Here is an 18354-nt window from a genome sequence, read left to right as displayed (position 1 = left end):
TTGGAGTGTCGCGATGAGTTCTGTCAGTGGCTCGCTGCCGCGCCAGCGCCGCTCGCGCACGCGCGCTCGCCAGGAGGCGCCTCGCAGCGCGTTGCGTATTGCCGGCGTGTTCGGGCTGCTCTCGCTGGTGGTCTGGGGCCTGCTGAGCGTCAACATCGTGCCGTTGGCCGTCGAGGTCCGCGAGGGCGAAGTCAGCCTTCGCAACATCTCTTCGCCGCGCAAGCTGACCTATACCAGCCCGGTCCTCACCAAGGCCGAGCGTGAGAAGGCGGCCGAGCGGGTCCAGGAAGTCGTCGAGATCGACCCGTCGATGGTGCAGCGTCAGCGGGCCGGTCTGAACAGCCTGCTGCAGAGCATCTCGGCGGCGCGGAACGCCCCGGGGCAGAGCATCGACCAGCGGAAAGGCCAGTTGTCGCGCCTCGGGCAGCCGCCACTTGAGGAGCCGTCGATCACAGCCCTGGCCGCCCTTGACGATGCCCGCTGGTACTCGGTCTCCAGCGAGGCGCAACGCCTGCTCTGGGAAGCGCTCAAGGACAAGCTGCCAGAATGGCGCGTCTCGGAGGTGGTCCGGGAGCTGCCGCTGCGGGTCAGCGACCAGTTGACCGAGTCCGAGCGATTGCTGGCGGTCGATCTTGCCAGCCGGTTCGTCGGTGGGAACCTTGTCCCGAACAAGGAAGCGACGCAGCGGCTGCGTAAGGAGGCGGAAGAGGCCGTCGCGCCGGTGCAGGTCACCGTCGAGCGGGATGAGACGGTGCTGCGCGAAGGCCAGGTGGTCGGGGCGGCGGACATCGAGAAGCTCGACCTGCTGGGTCTACGCAACCCGACGACCGACTGGCGGAAGGTCGGGGCGGCGGCGGCATTCGCGGTGCTGACGATGTCGATGATCGCGGCCTACATCGTGGCGTTCCACCAGAACCTCGCCACCCAGGATCGGAGCCTCGGCCTGATCGCGCTGCTGGTGATTGTGACGGTGGTGTCGGCGAAGTTCGTGCTCCCGTCGTTCCCGATCCTCATCTACGCCTTCCCGCTGCCGGCCGTCGCGATGCTCATCGCGACGCTCATCGACGGCCGCCTCGCCATTGTGATCGGCGCGCTGCTCGGGGTGCTGGTTGGCTTCGTGGCGGGCACGTCGCTGGAGGCCGCGACCCTGGCGCTCGCGACCAGTGTGGTGGCGGCGGGGGCGGTCTGGCGGCGGGAACGCCTGCACGTCTTCTTCGTCGCCGGACTCCTGGTGGCGCTCACCCAGATCGCCGTGGTCGTCGCGTTCCAGCTCGCCCAGCGCGGTGAGGATGTCTGGACGCTTGCGCGGATCGCCGCGTTCTGCGGCGTGAACGGCGTGGTCTCGTCCACGCTGGCCCTCGGCGCGACCTATGTGCTGGGCCGCCTGTTCGGCATCACGACGACCATGCAGCTCCTGGAGCTGGCAAATCCGACCCAGCCGCTGCTGCGCCGCCTGCTCATGGAAGCGCCCGGCACCTACCACCACAGCATCATGGTCGGCAATCTCGCCGAGCGCGCCGCCGAGGAAGTCGGGGCCGACCCGCTCCTGGTTCGCGTCGGAGCGTACTACCACGACATCGGGAAGCTGCGCCGACCGTACTTCTTCGTCGAGAATCAGGCCGGTGGCGAGAACGTCCACGAGACGCTGGAGCCGGAAGTCAGCGCCGACATCGTGCGGGCGCACGTGCGGGACGGCGTCGAGCTGTGCGAGCAGTATGGGGTGCCGCCGGCCGTCCGCGAGCTGATCCCGCAGCACCACGGCACCCGCCTGGTGAGCTTCTTCTACGACCAGGCGGTCGATGCGGCGGCCTCGACCGGGCAGCACCCGCCAGACCCACAGCGCTTCAAATACCCGGGTCCGCGCCCGCAGACCAAGGAAGGCGCGATTTTGATGATGGCGGACTCGGTCGAGGCGGCGGCCCGCGCCAGCCGCGACCACTCTGCTGAGGCGATCACGAACCTGGTCGAGAAGCTGGTGATGGGGCGCGTGTCCGAGGGGCAGCTTGACGACTGCGACCTGACGCTGCGGGACGTGCAACGGATCAAGGACGCCTTCCGGGCCATCCTGATCGGCATGTACCATCCGCGCATCGAGTACCCGGAGCGCGCACCGGCCCCGGTGGTGGTCGCGCCGCCGGCCGTTGCCGGCGAGCTGGTCGCGCCGGCTGGCGAGCCGGGCCGCTAGGGACTGACCCACGATGACGCTCGACGCTCCCCAGACGCCGACCCTGAATCTCGACCTGCGCTTTCACGTCCGCCGCAAGAGCGGGGCGAAGCCGGACCGCCGGCGCATCCGGGCCGTCTGCGAGGCGGCCCTGCGAGGCGAGGGGGTCTCGGGTCCGGTCGTGCTCACCGTCACGCTGGTGGACGACGAGGAGATCCGGCAGATCAACCAGCAGCATCGCGGCATCGACAAGGCCACGGACGTGCTCTCGTTTCCGCTGTTGGAGGCCGACGACGAGGCGGACGGGCGGTTTCTGCTGCCGCCAGATGTGCCGCGCGAGCTTGGCGACGTGATCGTCTCGTATCCGCGCGCCGTGGAGCAGGCCGAGGAGTACGGCCACTCCGTGGAGCGGGAGCTGGCCTACCTGATCGTGCACGGCGTGCTGCACATTATGGGGCACGACCACGAGGCGCCCGACGAGCAGGCGACGATGCGTGCGCGCGAAGAGGCGGCGCTGCTCGTCGCCGGACTGACGCGCGACGCCTGAGCGTGGTCGTGACCGCTGACGAGAGGCTCCCGCTCATCGAACGACCGGAACGACCAGTCCCGTCGCGAGCGGCCTGGATGCGAACTCTTCGCAGCTTTGGGTACGCCTGGGAGGGGATCGGCTATCTCGCCCGCACGCAGCCCAACTTCCGGGTCCATCTGACGGCGATGGCCGCCGTGCTGGCTGTGGCCGTCGGCGTCGGCGTCACGGCGGCCGAGTTCGGGGTGCTCGTGCTGGCAATCGGGCTCGTGATGGTGGGCGAGGCCGTCAACACGGCCATCGAGGCCGTGGTTGACCTGACGACGCCGGTCGTCCATCCGCTGGCAAAGGTGGCGAAGGACGTGGCGGCCGGCGGGGTGCTGCTGGCGGCGATGGCGGCGGCGACGACCGGCGCGGTGATCCTCGGACCACGGGTCTACGCGGTGATCGCTCCCTGATCGGGCGGCGCTCTCGGATCGGTCAGAGTGGCCTGATCCGGCGGCCTGGCGGGATCACGCCGTTACAGGCGCGACGCCGAGTTACTCTCCTCGTCCCGGCTGCCGAACCACCCGGTGACGATCCCGATGACGCCGCCCATCGCAACGTTTTGCGCCAGGATCGCTACGGCGTCGATCCACGAGCTGACGGCGAGGCTCCCGACCGTTGGCTTGAGCAGCAGCAGGAAGCCGATGTCGATCAGGGCGACCACGAAGCCGGCCAGGACGCCGCCCTCGGCAGCGTCGCGCACGAGACCCATCGCCCGGCCGACCCGAAAGCCGATCAGCGAGTACAGCCCGATATTCAGCAGAAGGTTGACTTCAGAGATCGGCAATTCGGGCGCCATCGCATGCGCCTCGAGGAAGACCGTGATCGAGTCCGCCAGCCCGATCACGAGGCCGATACCGATGCCCCAGACGATAGACGGCGCCACCTGCGCTCCACCTGTCGTTCGATGTGCGCGCACTATATGCGGGCCGTAACAATTGCCGCCACCCTCGCGGTGAGATTCCGACGAGGGTGGCGGCTGCAACAGGCTCTCAAGGTGATGGCGTGGATCAGGCGCGCTCGACGCGCCCCGCGATCTTGTCGGCCTCGCCCTCAGCCTTCAGCGTCGGCGACCCGAGGACCGACCCTGCCGCCTTCTTGATGTTGCCCTTGACCTCCTGGGCCGCGCCGCTCATCTTGCGCTCGGCCTCGCCGTGGGCCTGCTGCGCCGTGCCTTCGGCTTCAAGCGCACGGTCGCCGGTCAGCTTGCCGAGACCCTTCTTCACGCCGCCAACGATCTCATCCTTGCGTCCAGCCATGGTGTCTTGCTCCTCAGTCCGAGTATCGTGAGCAGGGCCAAAGCGCCCTGCACCCCGGCGGCCTTGGCCGCTCGCGAGGTGGTAAAGCAGGATGCGTGCCGACTGAGTGCGGCGCGCACGGTATCATTCCCGTCTGGCGAGCGTCTGGGCGGTATCCGAACGCCCGGGAGTTGACGCCAGGCGCGCGGTTGACGCGGTCGACGTGGATGACCGCCGCTGCCGAGTGCGACGGTGAGGCGAGGACCACGGGATGACGTATCGGTTCGAGCAGTTTCTGAACGCCCGGTCAGTGTACGGTCCGACGGTCGACGGCAGCGGTCGCCGCCTGTATTTCCTGTCTGACCTGACAGGCGTGCCGGCCCTCTGGTCGCTGCCCCTGGGCGAGGAAGGCGCATGGCCCGAGCCGCTGGTGGTGAATCTCGACCGGGCCCAGGCGGCGTACCCATCGCGGCTGCCGGGCCGGCTGATCGTCGCGGCGGACGTGGGTGGGGCCGAGCGTACGCAGCTGTTTCTGCTGGACCGCCCGGGCGAGCTGCCCGTCCCGCTGACTGACGATCCCGAGACGATCCATCTGTTCGGAAGCTGGCACCCGGACAACAAGACGATTGCGCTCTCGACGAATCGTCGCGATCCACGCTGCTTCGACGTGGAGCTGTTGAACGTCGAGACCGGAGCGCGGCGCGTGCTCTGGCAGACCGACGGGAGCAGCTACGCCAGTCAGTTCTCGCCAGACGGGCAGCGGCTGCTGGTGCGCCGCCTGGACACGCCGTCCGAACAGACCGTCTTCATCCTGGACGTGCAGACGGGCGGGGTGACCCGTCTCACGCCGGGCGGCACCCCGGCCGTCTACGAGAATCTGACCTGGACCGAGGACGGCCGGCAGATCCTGGCGATCTCTGACGTCGGCCGTGAGTTCCTGGCGCTGGTGGCCTTCGACGCGGAGACGGGGCAACTGGTGCCCCGGCTCACGCCGGCCTGCGATGTGGACGCGTTCGCGCTCTCGCCCAACGGCGAGCAACTGATCTACACGCTCAATCGCGGCGGGATCTCCGAGGTCCGCCTGCGCGAGCTTGCTGACGGCGGAGACCGCAAGATCGACCTGCCGGCCGGGCAGGCGCACGACGGCTACCGCTGGGTGCCGACCTTCTCGTGGCTGCCGGACTCCAGCGCGGCGCTGTTCGCGTTCAGCGAGCCGACCTGTCCGCCGGACATCTTCAGCGTGTCCGTCGCCACGGCGCGTGCCTCGCAGGTGACGAGCGCCTGGCGCGCTGGCCTGGCTGTCGCCGAGCTGGCTCCTGCTGAGCTGATCGAGTACCCGACCTTCGACGGGCGGACGATCCCGGCCTTCGTCTTCTCGCCGCCCGACGCGCCTCGGGATGGTACTGGGGCTGCTGTCTTCTTCGTGCACGGCGGGCCGGAGTCACAGACGCGGGCCGTCTTCAACCCGGTGATCCAGTTCCTGGCGAATCGTGGGCTCACGGTGATCGCGCCGAACGTGCGCGGCAGCTCTGGCTACGGCAAGACCTACCTCAAGCTGGACGATGTCGAGAAGCGCATGGACTCGGTCAAGGATCTGGCGGCCGGCGCGGCCTGGGCAGTCCAGGCCGGGCTGGCGCATCCGAAGCGCATCGGCGTGATGGGCGGCAGCTACGGCGGCTTCATGGTGCTGGCCGCCCTGACCGAGCACCCGGAGCTCTGGGCGGCGGGCGTGGACATCGTCGGCATCGCCAACTTCGTCACATTCATGGAGCGGACCGGCCCCTGGCGGCGGCGTCTCCGGGAGGCTGAGTATGGCTCTCTGGAGCACCACTACGACTTCCTGGTCTCGATCTCGCCGATCCACAAGGCGGACAGGATCGTCGCGCCGCTGTTCGTGGTGCACGGGGCCAACGATCCACGCGTCCCGATCCACGAGGCCGAGCAACTGGTCGCGAAGCTGACGGAGCTGGGCCGGCCGGTCGAGTACCACCGCTACGAGAACGAGGGTCACGGATTGGCGAAGCTGCCGAACAAGCTCGACGCCTACCCGAAGATCGCGGACTTTCTGGAGCGCGCACTCGGAGCGCAGCCGGGCTGAACGACGGCTCGCATATCTTGACAGCATGCAAAAGGCGTCCGCATAATCCCGCGCCGTGACGACACGGCCGGGTCGTCGCCAGGTGGTCGAGGTTTGTTCTGGACCTGAGGGACTCGCTCGGAATTCTGCGCCGGCGCTGGTGGGTGATACTGTTGGTCGCCATCAGCGCCACAGCCGTGGCTATGGTCTACGCACGGATGCAGACGCCGATCTACCGGTCGTCGATCCGACTCGAAGTCAGCGCGCGCTTCGACAACGGCCAGCAGCTCGCGCTCGAACGGCAGCTGCCGCAGCTCGCGCAGCGTGTCCGCACGACAGATGTTGCCCGCGAGGTCGATCAGCGGCAGCGGCTCGACCTGGGCGCGCAGGCCGTCCTCGACAAGCTGCGCGCCGAGGCGATTGTGCCGAGCGGGCAGATCCAGATCGAAGCAGATGACGTGAACCCCGGCCGCGTCGAGACCATCGTGCTGGCGACGGCGCAGGTCTTCGAGGAGCAGCACGCGGCCCGCAACCAGGGCATCCCGACCGGCGACCGCGCCATCGTCTCGATCCTCGACCGGCCGTCGCCTGCGCGGCTGGTCTGGCCGCAAACTCGTGCGATCGCCGGAGTGGCGCTGCTGCTCGGGCTGCTGGTCGGGGCGCTCCTGGCCCTGATCGTCGACTATCTTGATGACACGCTCAAGACCGCCGCTGATGTGGAGAAGGCGCTCGGGACCGTCGTGCTCGGACGGATTCCCCGCGCCGATGCCCGCGCCAGCACGCCGGCAGACACGCCGTCGGTGGTCGGACGAGCGACGGAGCAAGCTCGATGAGTGGCGTCTCGGATACCGCGAAGAGCGGCACCGGCCTGGTGATGATCCAGGCTCCGCGCTCGGCAGCCGCCGAGGCGTATCGATCCCTCAGCACGAACATCAGGTTCTCCAGCCTCGATCAGGACGTGAAAACCCTGCTGGTCACCAGCGTGGCGCCCAACGAGGGCAAGACGGTGGTGCTGGCGAACCTTGCAGCGGCGATGGCCGAGAGTGGGCGGCGCATCGTGGCGGTGGATTGCGACCTGCGGCGGCCGACGTTGCACGGGCTGTTCGGGCTCACGGACACGCCCGGCCTGACCTCGATGGTGCTGGACGAGGGCCTCGCGCCGCCGCTTCAGGCGACGGGGCTGAGCGGCGTGAGCGTCGTGGCGGCCGGTCCGCCGCCCCCGAACCCGTCAGAACTGCTCGCGTCCGCGCGGTTTGGGCGGGCGCTTGATACCATTGCCGCGCAGGGTGACGTCATCCTGCTGGATGCCGCGCCCGTGACGAGTGTCTCGGATGCCGCGATTCTGGCGGCCCGCGTGGACGGCGTGCTGCTGGTGGTCGATTCTGGCCGCACTCGCCGCGATCCGGCCCGCCGAGCGCGGGAACAGCTCGAACGGGTTGGCGCACGGCTGCTGGGCGTCGTGCTCACAAACGTGAAGGCCGAGAAGGGCCAGAACGACTACCTCAGCGTCTCGAAGTAGACTTTCCTGGTTCGCACGAAGCGGAGGAGAACGACGCGATGAAGGGCGTGATTCTGGCGGGCGGCACGGGCACCCGGCTCCACCCGATGACGCGCATCACCAACAAGCACCTGCTGCCGGTCTACACCAAGCCGATGATCTACTACCCCATCGAGACGCTGGTGAACGCCGGCATCAACGACATCATGGTGGTGACGGGCGGCAACCACGCGGGCGAGTTCCTGCGTTTGCTGGGCAACGGCAGCGAGTTTGGGCTGAAGCATCTCAGCTACGCGTACCAGGAGAAGGCCGGCGGCATCGCCGAGGCGCTCGGGTTGACCGAGAACTTCGTCGACGGCGACAAGTTCGTCGTGATGCTCGGAGACAACATCCTCGAAGAGTCCATCGAGCCGTACGTGGAGAACTTCCGCAAGCAGGAGAGGGGCGGGCGCGTGCTGCTCAAGGAGATGAGCGACCCGCAGCACCTGCGCCACCTCGGCGTCCCGAAGATCGAGAACGGCAAGATCGCCTACGTCAAGGAGAAGCCGCAGGATCCGCCGTCGCAGTACGCGGTGATCGGCATCTACATGTACGACGCCTCGGTCTTCGACATCGTGGCGGCGGTGCAGCCATCGGCGCGCGGCGAGCTGGAGATCACAGACGTCAACAACGCCTACATCAACCGTGGCGAGATGGAGTACGACGTCATCAACGGCTTCTGGGGCGACGCCGGCGAGTCGATTGACGTGTACTACGACGTGATCGACTACGTCAGGGCGCACGGCGTCAACAAGAAGACCGTCACCGGCGGGGCGGGGGTCTCCTGATGAAGTTGCTCGTGACCGGCGGGGCTGGGTTCATCGGCAGCAACTTCGCGCGGTACGTGCTGAGCCGGTATCCCGACGACCAGATCGTCGTGCTGGATAAGCTGACCTATGCGGGCAACCCGCAAAACTTCGCGGATCTGCGCGGCAACGCCCGGTTCAGCTTCGTCCAGGGCGACATCGCCGATGCGGCGGTGGTCGAGCCGCTGGTGGCCTCGGTGGACGCCGTGGTCAACTTCGCGGCCGAGACCCACGTGGACCGCTCGATCCTGGACGCCGGCGCGTTCATCGAGACGGACGTGCGCGGCACCTGGATCCTGCTCGAAGCGGCCCGCAAGGCGAGGCTGGGGCGGTTCCTCCAGGTCAGCACGGACGAGGTCTACGGCAGCGTCCCCACCGGTCACTCGAAGGAGACTGATCAGCTGGAGCCGCGCAGCCCGTACGCTGCCAGCAAGGCCGGCGGCGACCTGATGGTGCTGGCCTACAAGACGACGTACGACCTGCCGGTCCTGATCACGCGGGGCTCGAACAACGTCGGGCCGTACCAGTTCCCCGAGAAGGTGGTACCCGTCTTCGTGACGAACGCCATCGACGACATTGCCCTGCCGATCTACGGCGACGGCGGCGCGCTGCGCGACTACATCTTCGTGACCGACCACTGCGCCGGCATCGACACGGTCCTGCGGAAGGGCACGCCCGGCGAGATCTACAACGTGGGCGGCGGCAACGAGATCAACACCATCGTGCTGGCGAAGGCGATCCTCGCGCGGCTGGGCAAGTCCGAGAGCTTGATGACCTTCGTGCCAGACCGGCCGGGCCACGACCGCCGCTACAGCGTCGACTGCTCGAAGCTGAAGGCGTTGGGCTGGGAGCCGGACTACACGTTCGAGACCTCACTGAATGCCACGGTGGACTGGTACGTCGACAACGAGGCATGGTGGCGACCGCTGAAGTCGGGCGAGTACCTCGAGTACTACAAGAAGAACTACGGCAACCGGGCCGCGCTGATCTAGCGAGCGGTCAGGCGTCGCTTGCCATTGGCTGACCACTGACGGCTTCGCGCTCCCTGCTATACTCACGCAACGGCGCGACTCTACGCGCGAGCGCGGCCGGATTCGCCGGCGGCGCATCACCGTAAGGAGCCGAGCGATGCCGGTTCTCGCCGTTGTTGGTGGCCAGTGGGGTGACGAGGGCAAGGGGAAGATCATCGATCTGCTGGCGGGACGTGCCCACGTCGTCGTCAGGGCCCAGGGCGGCGACAACGCCGGCCATACCGTCGTCAACCCGCGCGGCAAGTTCGCCCTGCACCTCGTGCCCGCCGGGATCTTCAACGAGCAGACCCGCTGCCTGATCGGCCCGGGCGTCGCGCTGAATCCCGAAACGCTCCTCTCCGAGATGGACGAGCTGGCGCGCCGGGGCGTGGTGACAGACAACCTCGTCATCAGCGCCCGCGCGCACCTCGTGATGCCGTATCACCCGCTGTTCGACCGACTCGAAGAGCAGGCCCGTGGTCAGGGCGCTATCGGGACGACCGGCAAGGGCATCGGGCCGACCTACGCTGACAAGGTGGCGCGCGGCGGGATCGTGGCGGGCGATCTGCTGCACCTGGATCGGCTGGCCCAGAAGGTCCGGACGAACGTCTCCCGCAAGAACGTGCTGCTCGAGAAGATCTACGGCGCGGACCCGGTTGACGCCGATGCCATCATCGAGCGGTATCGCGGGCACGCCGAACGTCTCGGGAAGTACATCGCCGAGTCCGAGCCGATCCTCGAACAGGCGATCAAGGACGGCCGGACCATCCTGCTGGAGGGCGGGCACGGGACGCTGCTCGACCTCGATCATGGGACGTATCCGTACGTCACGACCACGTCGTGCACGGTGGGCGGGCTGCTCAACGGGGCCGGCATCGGCCCGAAGCACCTGACCAACGCCATCGGGGTGTTCAAGGCGTACCAGTCCCGCGTCGGGGCCGGTGCGATGCCGTCCGAGCTGGCCGATGCGACCGGGGACTACATTCGCGAGCGCGGTCACGAGTACGGCACGACGACCGGCCGGCCGCGTCGAGTGGGCTGGTTCGATGCCGTCGCCGCGCGCCACTCGATGAACGTGAACGGGTTCCACACTATCGCGCTGACGCGCATCGACATCCTGGACGAGCTGGACGAGCTGCGGGTCTGTGTGGCGTACGAGATGAACGGCCAGCGCGTCGAGCACATCCCGAGTCAGATCGAGGATCTGGCGTACTGTACACCGGTCTACGAGGGCGTCTCCGGGTGGGGCACGCCGACCGGCGACGCGCAGACCTGGAAAGATCTGCCGGGGCAGGCACAGGCGTACGTGAAGCTGATCGAGGATTGTGTGGGGGCGCCGGCCGGGCTGATCGGCGTCGGTCAGGAACGCGAGAAGACGATCTTCACGGGGGCGCTGCCGTAGGGAGCGACCTCACCCGCTGCGAGCCGGCACGCGCTATGCTGTCCACACACCGTTTGGCGGGAGGCGCGGCTCGTGCTCGACCGAATCGTGCTGAAAGAGCACCAGATGTTCCTGGTGTGCGACGGCAATGGCAACATCGCCGCGCACAACCAGGACGGCAGCGGCCTGTACTGGCACGATACACGCTTCCTGAGCGTCTTCGACCTGGAGCTGAACACCGGGTCGCCGCAGCTGCTGTCGTCATCAGGCGAGCACAACTTCATGATGACGCTGCAGTTCGCCAATCAGGCGTTTCAGACGGCGGACGGCCTGGACGTGCCGGCCCGCTCGCTCAGCATTCGGCGGAACCGCTTTCTGCACGCGGCCCTGCACGAGCGCATCGGGATCTTCAACTACAACGCCTTCCCCGTCACCTTGACCCTGACGCTGCGCTTTGGCTCGGACTTCCGCGACATGTTCGACATCCGGGGGTATGCACGTCGCTCCAAGCACGGGGACATCGACCAGCCGCGCGTCGAGGGCAACGAGGTCGTCCTCGGGTACGTGGGGCTGGATCAGTTGCGGCGCGAGACGAGGGTCCGCTTCGACCGGCCGCCTGTGCGCGTCGAGGTGCAAGAGCCAGACCCGCTGCCGGCTGGCGCTCTGGAGCTGATCCCTGGCATCAGTGGGGCCGGCGACCCGCGCGCCGAGGCCCCGATCCGCCCGCCGACCGCTGCCGCCGTTTTCGAGCTGGACGTGCCGTCCGGGCAGTTCGTCAGCCTGACCTCTGAGGTCCGCGTGAGTCAGGGCGATCTGTTGCCGCAGAACGGTGGGCCGGCCGCGCTCGACACGGCGTTCACCCAGATGCGCGGCTCCTACGACGAGTGGGAGTCGACCTGCACCGAGATCGTGACCGACGACGAGGTGCTGAACGCCGTCCTCAAACGGTCGCTGCATGACCTGCGGCTGCTCAGCGACCGCGTGGACGACGGATACCTGCCCTCGGCGGGCATCCCCTGGTTCAGCGTGCCGTTCGGGCGGGACAGCCTGATTACCGCCCTCCAGACACTCAGCTTGCAGCCGGACATCGCGCGGGCCTCGCTGATCTTCCTGGCCGAGCACCAGGGCAAGCAGGTCAACGACTTCCGCGACGAGCAGCCCGGCAAGATCCTCCACGAGATCCGCCTGGGGGAGCTGGCGGCGCTCGGGCAGGTGCCGCACACGCCGTACTACGGCAGCGTGGATGCGACGCCCCTCTGGATCATGACACTGGGCGCGTATTGGCGCTGGACGAACGACCTGGCGCTGCTCCAACAACTGCGCCCGAACCTCGACGCCGCGCTGGGGTGGATCGAGCAGTTCGGGGATCTCGACGGCGATGGCTTTGTCGAGTACCTCTGCCGCTCGACGCGCGGCATCCGGAACCAGGGCTGGAAGGACTCGGCAGACTCGACCCGCCACCGCGACGGTTCGCAGGCCGAGCCGCCCATCGCGCTGGTCGAGGTGCAAGGGTACGTCTACGCGGCCCTGATCGATGCCGGCGTGCTGTATCGTGCGCTCGGCGACGACGAACGGGCGGCCCACTGCCAGGCCCGAGCGGACGATCTGCGCGCCCGGTTCCAGGAGCGCTGGTGGTCGGCGTCGGACCAGTACTTCGCGGCGGCGCTCGACTCCAGCAAGCGCCCGCTGCTGACCGTCACTTCAAACGTCGGTCACTGCCTGTGGACCGGCCTGCTGGATCAGGGGCCGGCCTGGGCGGTCTCGGATCGCCTGGTGCAGGACGACATGCTCTGCGGCTGGGGCGTGCGGACCCTGAGCAGCAAGGAACGCTCGTTCAACCCGATGAGCTACCACAACGGCTCGGTCTGGCCGCACGACAACTCGATCCTGGTGGCTGGCCTGAAGCGGTACGGCATGGACGAGCGCGCCGTCCGGGTCTCGCAGGAGATGCTGGATGCCGCCGTTCGCTTCCCGCTGTATCGGCTGCCGGAGCTGTACTGCGGCTTCGCCCGGGACCGCCGCTACTACTCGATGCCGGCGCAGTATCCGGTCTCGTGCAGTCCGCAGGCGTGGGCGGCCGGCAGCGTGTTCCTGATCGTGCAGTCGCTGCTGGGCCTGCGGGTGGACGCGGCGGCCGGGCGCGTGACGCTCCGGCCGACGTTGCCGAAGGCCGTCACCCATCTGTCGATGCGGCGGTTGACGGTCGGCTCGCACCAGATCGACCTCGACGTTCACCGCGAGGGCAACGAGGTGCGCGTGGACGTGACCCAGGCCGCCCCGGTGGCGGTCGTGGTCGAGCCGCCGAGCCTGGAGGCCCGCTTCGAGTAGGCGGGAACGGCCGCCGAGTGCGGCGCGGGCGGGATACCCCCGCTGACAGCATCGACATTTTGACAGAATGGCGGATTGTCGATTTCTCGGGGCGGCGCTCTGGTACGCTCACGGCATGCGGCTGCGTCAGGTGCTCCAGGGGTGTTCCAGCGGTCAATTGGCGCGGATCGCCGCGGCCTGGAGCCTGGAGATCGAGGCCGGGACGCTTCGGCGCGAGCTGGTCGAGCTGATCGCGGCGCGCCTGGAGGCGGCAGTCTCCGAGCCGTTGTTCTGGCAGTCCCGTCCGCCGGGCGAGCGCAGGATCCTGGGCGCACTGGTGCGCGCGGGTGGTCGCCACGAGCTTGACCTGCTGGCGCGCCGGCTGATCACCCGGCCGGCCGGCGACGCCTACGATGCGGCGATGCGGGCCTTTCACGCGACCGTCACGACGCTCGTGGAGGGAGGCCTGCTGTACCGCCAGTTCGAGGCGGATGAGCAGCGCCAGGGCGTGTACCTCGTGCTGCCGGAGGAGCTGCGCGCGGGCGCCCAGGTGCTGGCCGACGATCCCCGTGTGGCCGGCGTCGAGTCAGGCGCGGCGCAACCAGCAGCCGTCGCCCGCTGCCGGGTGGCGGACGATCTCTTCGTGCTGGCGAGCGCGCTGCGCCGCGAGGTCTGGAACGCACCGTCGCGCGTGCTGGCCGGGCAGCCGCCACGCAGCGTCGGGCAGATCCTGGGGCGGCTGCGAGCGCGATCAGGAGCCGGTCCCGGCCAGCCCGTACAGCGGTGGCGATTCCTGCTCTGGCTGGCCCAGCGGGCCGGCTGGATCAGCCGGGACGCGTTTCCCCGCCCACACGACGACCTTGTGGACCGGCTGTTGCGCGACGCTGCCGTTCTCCCCGCCCGCGCGCTGTCGGCTGGCCCGGCGCGTCCAGAGGGAGGGGCATCGGCCCCGGCTGACGCTGCACATCGTTCGCGCCGACTCCAGGCCGATGCCCTCCAACTGCTGAGCGAGCAGCCGGCCGACGCCTGGGTCGAGGCCGCCTCGCTGGCAGACTGGCTGGCCGCGCAGCTTGCAGACCGTCCGGACGCTGGCGGCGCGCGTCCGCTCCGACCAGATCAGGTCAGACGGACGGTCGCGCGATGGCTGGCCGGCCGCTGGTTCTGGCTGGGGCTGGTGACCTGGGGACGCACCGCAGAGCCGTGGACGCTCGTGCAGCCGACTCCGGAGCTGCGCGGGCTGGTGTCCGGTCGGCCGGAGGGCGAGACACCCATTGCGCCCCGCCCCTGTCTGGCGACCGATGACCTGGCGCTGACCGCCCCGCCGGGCGCTGATCTCGCGGCGCTGTACCGCGTCGAGCCGTACCTGCACTATGTCGGAGCAGACGAGGGCGGGCGACGCTACCGTTTGACGCCGCCGTCATTGGAGCGCGCCGAGCGGGCTGGCGGCAGCAGCGAGGTTCTGCTCCAATTGCTGGCGAATCTCACGGGGGACGCCGTCCCCACCTCCTGGGGAGTGAGCATCGACCGCTGGACGCGCGACGAGGGGCGGTTGCGCTTGACGGCCGGGCTGATCCTGTCGGCCGGCGACCCGGCGCTTCTGGCCGAGGCGCTGGGTGTGCCCGCCGCCGCCGATGGCGTGGCTGAGCTGCTCTCACCCACTCAGGCGCGAGTTGCTGGTGCGGCGCTGCCGTCGCTCCTGGCCGAGCTGGCGGCGGCTGGCCTGCCGGTGGACATCGATCCGGGCATTCGCGCCGAGCCGGCTCAGCCTGGGCGAGCAGCGGCGCTCTCTGGGAGTGCCGCCGAGGCAGCCTGGATGGGCCTGGAGATCGCGCGGCGAGTCGCTCCCGAGGTCGTGGACGGGCAGCGCGATCTGACGGCCACGCGGCTACAACTCGAAGCGGTCCTCAGCGTCGCCCGTCTGGAGGCGCTCGGACGACGCGTCACTTCGATTCTGGCGACGGCGGCGGACCGCAAGAAGGCCAGAACGCGCCGTCGCGTGGTCTGACTGCGCGCATTCTGGGTATACTGCTCCGTTGTTCGGATCGAGAGCTAACACGCCAGGTGGATGAGCATGCCCGATGTAGCCCAGCTTATGGCGACTCCGCGAGCGGAGTCGCTGCCCGATTTCTCCGAGGGAGACACTGTCCGCGTATCCGTCCGCGTCGTCGAAGGCAGCCGCGAGCGGCTTCAGGTCTTCGAGGGCGTCGTGATCGCCACGCACCGGCCGAAGTCACCAGAAGGCACCTTCACGGTGCGGCGCATCGCCAGCCACAGCGTCGGGGTCGAGCGTACGTTCATGTACAACTCGCCGCGCGTGGACAAGGTCGAGGTTGCGCGTCGCGGTATCGTTCGCCGCGCCAAGCTGTACTACCTCCGCGAGCTGACCGGGAAGGCTGCCCGCATCAAGGAGCGGCGGCCCGTGTCAACGAAGAACCGCGCCTGAGGCGCATCCTGGCGTGACGGCGTCTCAGCGGGGCGCTGGCCCCGGCAGACGACCCCACCTCGATGAGGAAGCCGCCCTCCAGCAGGGCGGCTTTTCTCTTGTCGCCGGCGTCGACGAGGCCGGCCGGGGTGCCTGGGCCGGACCGCTGGTGGCCGGCGCCGTCATCGTCGGCCAGATCGATCCCGACGATCTGGCGGGCCGCTGGGCCGGCGTGCGCGACTCGAAGCTGCTCTCACCCGAGCAGCGCGCTGCCGCCTTCGAGCTGATCCAGGCGTCAGCGCTGGCCGTCGGCGTTGGCTCGGTGGCCCCCGCTGAGATCGACCTGCTCGGGTTGACCGCCGCCAACGAGCTGGCGATGGCCAGGGCCGTGCGGGCGCTCCCGGTTCAGCCCCAGGCGCTGCTGGTCGATGCGTTCGTGCTGAGGTCGGTTCTGCTCCCGCAGCGCGCGTTGATCGAGGGCGATGCCAGGAGCCTGTCCATCGCCGCCGCGTCGATTGTCGCCAAGGTGACCCGGGACCGCTGGATGGCCCGCTACGCCGACGAGTACCCGGAGTACGGCTTCAACCAGCACGTCGGGTACGGCGTGGCGATCCACCAGGAGGCCCTGGATCGCGTCGGCCCCTGCCCGATTCACCGGCTTTCGTACGCGCCGCTTCGCACACTGATGGGCCGTCCGTAAGCCATAATCGGAGCCATGAATGAGCGACGGGGCGTCGGCATGCGCGGTGAGGAGCTGGCGGCCCGGCACCTTGCGGCGGCGGGGCTGGAGATCGTCGCGCGGAACGTGCGGCTGCCGGCCGGCGAGATCGACATCGTTGCGCGGGACGGCGGCGAGGTGGTGGTGGTCGAGGTCAAGACCCGCGTCGGCGACGACGAGACCACTCCCGATGAGGCCGTGACGCCGGCCAAGCTGAGCCGCCTGGATCGCCTCGCGCAGCAGTACGCCGACAGCGTCGGACAGCCGGAACAGCCCTGGCGGGTGGACGTGGTGGCGATTGTGCTGGCGCGCAGCGGGCAGATCGTGCGGCTGGCGCACGTGCGCGGGGCGTACCTGTGATGGCCGCGCAGCGGAGGGGGGCGGGGGGTGAGAGCCTCCGGGCAGTGCTTGCCGCCGTGGTTACTCTGATGCTGGCGTGCGCCTCCGTGCTGCCGGCCGCTGCCCAGGAGCGGCCGGCCCCGGCGTCCCGGGCGCGAGCGGCCATCGTGGTGGACGCCGAGACCGGGGCGGTGCTCTACGAGCGGGACGCCCGGACGCCCCTCGCGCCCGCCAGTTTGACCAAGATGGCGACCGCCCTGGTGGCCGTCGAGCGCGCGCCGCTCGACAGGCCGGTGCGGCCGAGCCACGCCTACAACGTCACGCCCGTCGTCATCGGGCTGGAGCCGGGCGACTCGCTGGCGCTGGGCGACGCCCTCTACGGGCTGCTGCTCAACTCCGGCAACGACGCCGCCCTCGCCATCGCCGAGACGGCCGGCGACGGCTCGACCGAGCGCTTCGTCGGCTGGATGAACGACCTCGCCCGGCGGCTGGGTCTCGAGCACACGACGTTCAAGAACCCGCACGGACTCGATCAGGACGGGCACCTGTCGTCCGCGTACGACATGGCGATCATCGGGCGGACCCTGATGCGGCAGCCGGCCCTCCGAGAGGTCGTCGGGCATGGACGGTACGTGGTCGAAGGGCCGCCTCGCTGGGTGTTCCGCAGCACCAACCCGCTGCTTGGCACCTACGAGGGAGTGGACGGCATCAAGACCGGCTTCGACGACAACGCCGGGCGCTGCCTCGTGGCGACGGCCGAGCGCGACGGCCGACGGGCCATCGCGGTGGTGATGAACAGCCCGGCCTACGGCGACGAGGCCGCGGCATTGCTGGACTACGCCTTCGCGGATGAGCGGTGGGGTCGGCGTGGCGGAGCGGCTGACGGGCCTGCAGTCCGCCAGAGGGCACAGTCCCCGTCTGCGGCGCGCATCTCGATGCTGCGCGCCGACCTCGGCGTCGACGGTGCGCCCGCCTCGCTCGGACAGGCGGGGCGGCTGGCGCTGACGGCCACGGCGCAACGGACATCCCCGTGAATGGCAGGCAGGCGTCCCCGTGAGCCGCGAGCGGCTTCAGAAGTACCTTGCCCGCTGCGGCGTGGCCTCGCGGCGGGCCAGCGAGGCGATCATCGTCGCGGGCCGCGTCTGGGTGAACGGGGTCGTCGTCTCGGAGCTGGGGACGTCGGTCGATCCTGACCAGGACCGGGTCGAAGTGGACGGCCGGCGAGTGATGCCGCCGACCGCCCACACCTACCTGGCGCTGAACAAGCCGACCGGCGTCGTCTCGACGGCCAGCGATCCGCAGGGTCGCCGGACGGTGATCGACCTCGTCTCGGACCTCGACCGCCGGCTCTACCCGGTCGGCCGCCTCGACTACGATTCCGAAGGGCTGCTGATCCTGACCGACGACGGCGATCTTGCCATGATGCTGACCCACCCGCGCCACGACGTCGAGAAGGAGTACCGGGCGTTCGTGCGCGGCGACGTGCCAGACCGGCTGCTCGGGCAGTTGGCGCGCGGGGTGGAGCTGGACGGCCGGCGTACGGCCCCGGCACGATTCACCGTTGAGGAGCGTCGCGAGGCTGGAACGTGGCTGCGGGTCGTGCTGCACGAGGGGCGGAACCGGCAGATCCGGCGGATGGCGGCCGAGGTCGGCCTGGACGTGATTCGCCTGATCCGTGTCAGAATCGGCACACTCTTGCTGGGCGACCTGCCAACCGGCGCCTGGCGAGACTTGCGCCCAGCCGAAGTGGCGGCGCTCCAGAGGAACGGCGTTTGAACAGACCA

17 protein-coding genes and 1 pseudogene are annotated in these 18354 nt (G+C 69.1%); 16 read left to right on the top strand and 2 right to left on the bottom strand.

Annotation, left to right across the window (positions count from 1 at the left end):
* The first annotated feature begins 13 nt into the window (after nt 1–13).
* The 3 genes from IT306_27100 to IT306_27090 all read left to right on the top strand — a co-directional run bounded on the left by IT306_27100 (nt 14) and on the right by IT306_27090 (nt 3148).
* Nucleotides 14–2185, top strand: coding sequence for an HDIG domain-containing protein (locus IT306_27100; protein ID MCC7372113.1), 2172 nt, complete (start codon nt 14–16; stop codon nt 2183–2185).
* A 13-nt stretch (nt 2186–2198) separates the two neighbouring features.
* Complete coding sequence (ybeY, locus tag IT306_27095) at nt 2199–2711, top strand: rRNA maturation RNase YbeY (GenBank protein MCC7372112.1); 513 nt, start codon at nt 2199–2201, stop codon at nt 2709–2711.
* A 77-nt stretch (nt 2712–2788) separates the two neighbouring features.
* On the top strand, nt 2789–3148 hold the full coding sequence (locus IT306_27090) for a diacylglycerol kinase family protein (protein ID MCC7372111.1): 360 nt from the start codon (nt 2789–2791) through the stop codon (nt 3146–3148).
* Between the two features lie 62 nt (nt 3149–3210).
* Here IT306_27090 and IT306_27085 read toward each other — a convergent pair whose 3' ends face one another.
* Together IT306_27085 and IT306_27080 are read right to left on the bottom strand one after the other, a co-directional pair.
* Nucleotides 3211–3621 carry a hypothetical protein gene (locus tag IT306_27085; protein MCC7372110.1) on the bottom strand — a complete coding sequence of 137 codons (411 nt, stop codon included), beginning with the start codon at nt 3619–3621 and terminating at the stop codon, nt 3211–3213.
* Nucleotides 3622–3745: 124 nt separating this feature from the next.
* Entirely contained in the window at nt 3746–3994 is a 249-nt protein-coding gene (locus IT306_27080) for a CsbD family protein (GenBank protein ID MCC7372109.1), read from the bottom strand.
* 250 nt (nt 3995–4244) lie between these two features.
* On the opposite strand from IT306_27080, the gene IT306_27075 reads away from it, so the two are divergent.
* From IT306_27075 to IT306_27015, 13 genes and pseudogenes are all read left to right on the top strand, one after another.
* Nucleotides 4245–6071 carry a S9 family peptidase gene (locus IT306_27075; protein MCC7372108.1) on the top strand — a complete coding sequence of 609 codons (1827 nt, stop codon included), beginning with the start codon at nt 4245–4247 and terminating at the stop codon, nt 6069–6071.
* Between the two features lie 98 nt (nt 6072–6169).
* Nucleotides 6170–6328, top strand: a pseudogene (locus IT306_27070) (lipopolysaccharide biosynthesis protein).
* Nucleotides 6329–6879: 551 nt separating this feature from the next.
* Nucleotides 6880–7569, top strand: a complete 690-nt coding sequence (locus IT306_27065; GenBank protein ID MCC7372107.1) for a CpsD/CapB family tyrosine-protein kinase — start codon at nt 6880–6882, stop codon at nt 7567–7569.
* Nucleotides 7570–7607: 38 nt separating this feature from the next.
* Nucleotides 7608–8375 (top strand): NTP transferase domain-containing protein, encoded by a 768-nt coding sequence (locus tag IT306_27060; GenBank protein ID MCC7372106.1) that lies wholly within the window; start codon nt 7608–7610, stop codon nt 8373–8375.
* The gene (gene rfbB, locus IT306_27055) at nt 8372–9385 is read left to right on the top strand and encodes a dTDP-glucose 4,6-dehydratase (protein ID MCC7372105.1); all 1014 of its coding nucleotides are present in this window, start codon (nt 8372–8374) and stop codon (nt 9383–9385) included. The genes IT306_27060 and rfbB overlap by 4 nt, the downstream gene beginning before the upstream one ends.
* A gap of 136 nt (nt 9386–9521) precedes the next feature.
* On the top strand, nt 9522–10805 hold the full coding sequence (locus IT306_27050; protein ID MCC7372104.1) for an adenylosuccinate synthase: 1284 nt from the start codon (nt 9522–9524) through the stop codon (nt 10803–10805).
* A gap of 72 nt (nt 10806–10877) precedes the next feature.
* Entirely contained in the window at nt 10878–13112 is a 2235-nt protein-coding gene (locus tag IT306_27045; protein MCC7372103.1) for an amylo-alpha-1,6-glucosidase, read from the top strand.
* 67 nt (nt 13113–13179) lie between these two features.
* Nucleotides 13180–15096, top strand: a complete 1917-nt coding sequence (locus IT306_27040; protein MCC7372102.1) for a helicase-associated domain-containing protein — start codon at nt 13180–13182, stop codon at nt 15094–15096.
* A gap of 66 nt (nt 15097–15162) precedes the next feature.
* Nucleotides 15163–15534 carry a 50S ribosomal protein L19 gene (rplS, locus tag IT306_27035; GenBank protein ID MCC7372101.1) on the top strand — a complete coding sequence of 124 codons (372 nt, stop codon included), beginning with the start codon at nt 15163–15165 and terminating at the stop codon, nt 15532–15534.
* Nucleotides 15535–15547: 13 nt separating this feature from the next.
* Nucleotides 15548–16213, top strand: coding sequence for a ribonuclease HII (locus IT306_27030; GenBank protein ID MCC7372100.1), 666 nt, complete (start codon nt 15548–15550; stop codon nt 16211–16213).
* A 15-nt stretch (nt 16214–16228) separates the two neighbouring features.
* A complete protein-coding gene (locus tag IT306_27025) occupies nt 16229–16591 on the top strand; it encodes a YraN family protein (protein MCC7372099.1) in 363 nt (120 codons plus the stop codon).
* A gap of 56 nt (nt 16592–16647) precedes the next feature.
* The gene (locus tag IT306_27020) at nt 16648–17604 is read left to right on the top strand and encodes a D-alanyl-D-alanine carboxypeptidase (GenBank protein MCC7372098.1); all 957 of its coding nucleotides are present in this window, start codon (nt 16648–16650) and stop codon (nt 17602–17604) included.
* A gap of 19 nt (nt 17605–17623) precedes the next feature.
* Nucleotides 17624–18346: an rRNA pseudouridine synthase gene (locus tag IT306_27015; GenBank protein ID MCC7372097.1), complete on the top strand. Its 723-nt coding sequence runs from the start codon at nt 17624–17626 to the stop codon at nt 18344–18346.
* The last annotated feature ends 8 nt before the right edge of the window (nt 18347–18354 follow it).

The sequence above is a fragment of the Chloroflexota bacterium genome, from assembly GCA_020850535.1.
GTDB lineage: Bacteria > Chloroflexota > UBA6077 > UBA6077 > JACCZL01 > JADZEM01.
This window is presented reverse-complemented; position numbering and strand designations above follow the sequence as displayed.

Coding starts and splice junctions, on each gene's coding strand:
- IT306_27100 (MCC7372113.1), top strand. CDS start 14: ATGAGTTCTGTCAGTGGCTCGCTGCCGCGCCAGCGCCGCTCGCGCACG.
- ybeY (MCC7372112.1), top strand. CDS start 2,199: ATGACGCTCGACGCTCCCCAGACGCCGACCCTGAATCTCGACCTGCGC.
- IT306_27090 (MCC7372111.1), top strand. CDS start 2,789: ATGCGAACTCTTCGCAGCTTTGGGTACGCCTGGGAGGGGATCGGCTAT.
- IT306_27080 (MCC7372109.1), bottom strand. CDS start 3,994: ATGGCTGGACGCAAGGATGAGATCGTTGGCGGCGTGAAGAAGGGTCTC.
- IT306_27075 (MCC7372108.1), top strand. CDS start 4,245: ATGACGTATCGGTTCGAGCAGTTTCTGAACGCCCGGTCAGTGTACGGT.
- IT306_27065 (MCC7372107.1), top strand. CDS start 6,880: ATGAGTGGCGTCTCGGATACCGCGAAGAGCGGCACCGGCCTGGTGATG.
- IT306_27060 (MCC7372106.1), top strand. CDS start 7,608: ATGAAGGGCGTGATTCTGGCGGGCGGCACGGGCACCCGGCTCCACCCG.
- IT306_27050 (MCC7372104.1), top strand. CDS start 9,522: ATGCCGGTTCTCGCCGTTGTTGGTGGCCAGTGGGGTGACGAGGGCAAG.
- IT306_27040 (MCC7372102.1), top strand. CDS start 13,180: ATGGCGGATTGTCGATTTCTCGGGGCGGCGCTCTGGTACGCTCACGGC.
- rplS (MCC7372101.1), top strand. CDS start 15,163: ATGCCCGATGTAGCCCAGCTTATGGCGACTCCGCGAGCGGAGTCGCTG.
- IT306_27025 (MCC7372099.1), top strand. CDS start 16,229: ATGAATGAGCGACGGGGCGTCGGCATGCGCGGTGAGGAGCTGGCGGCC.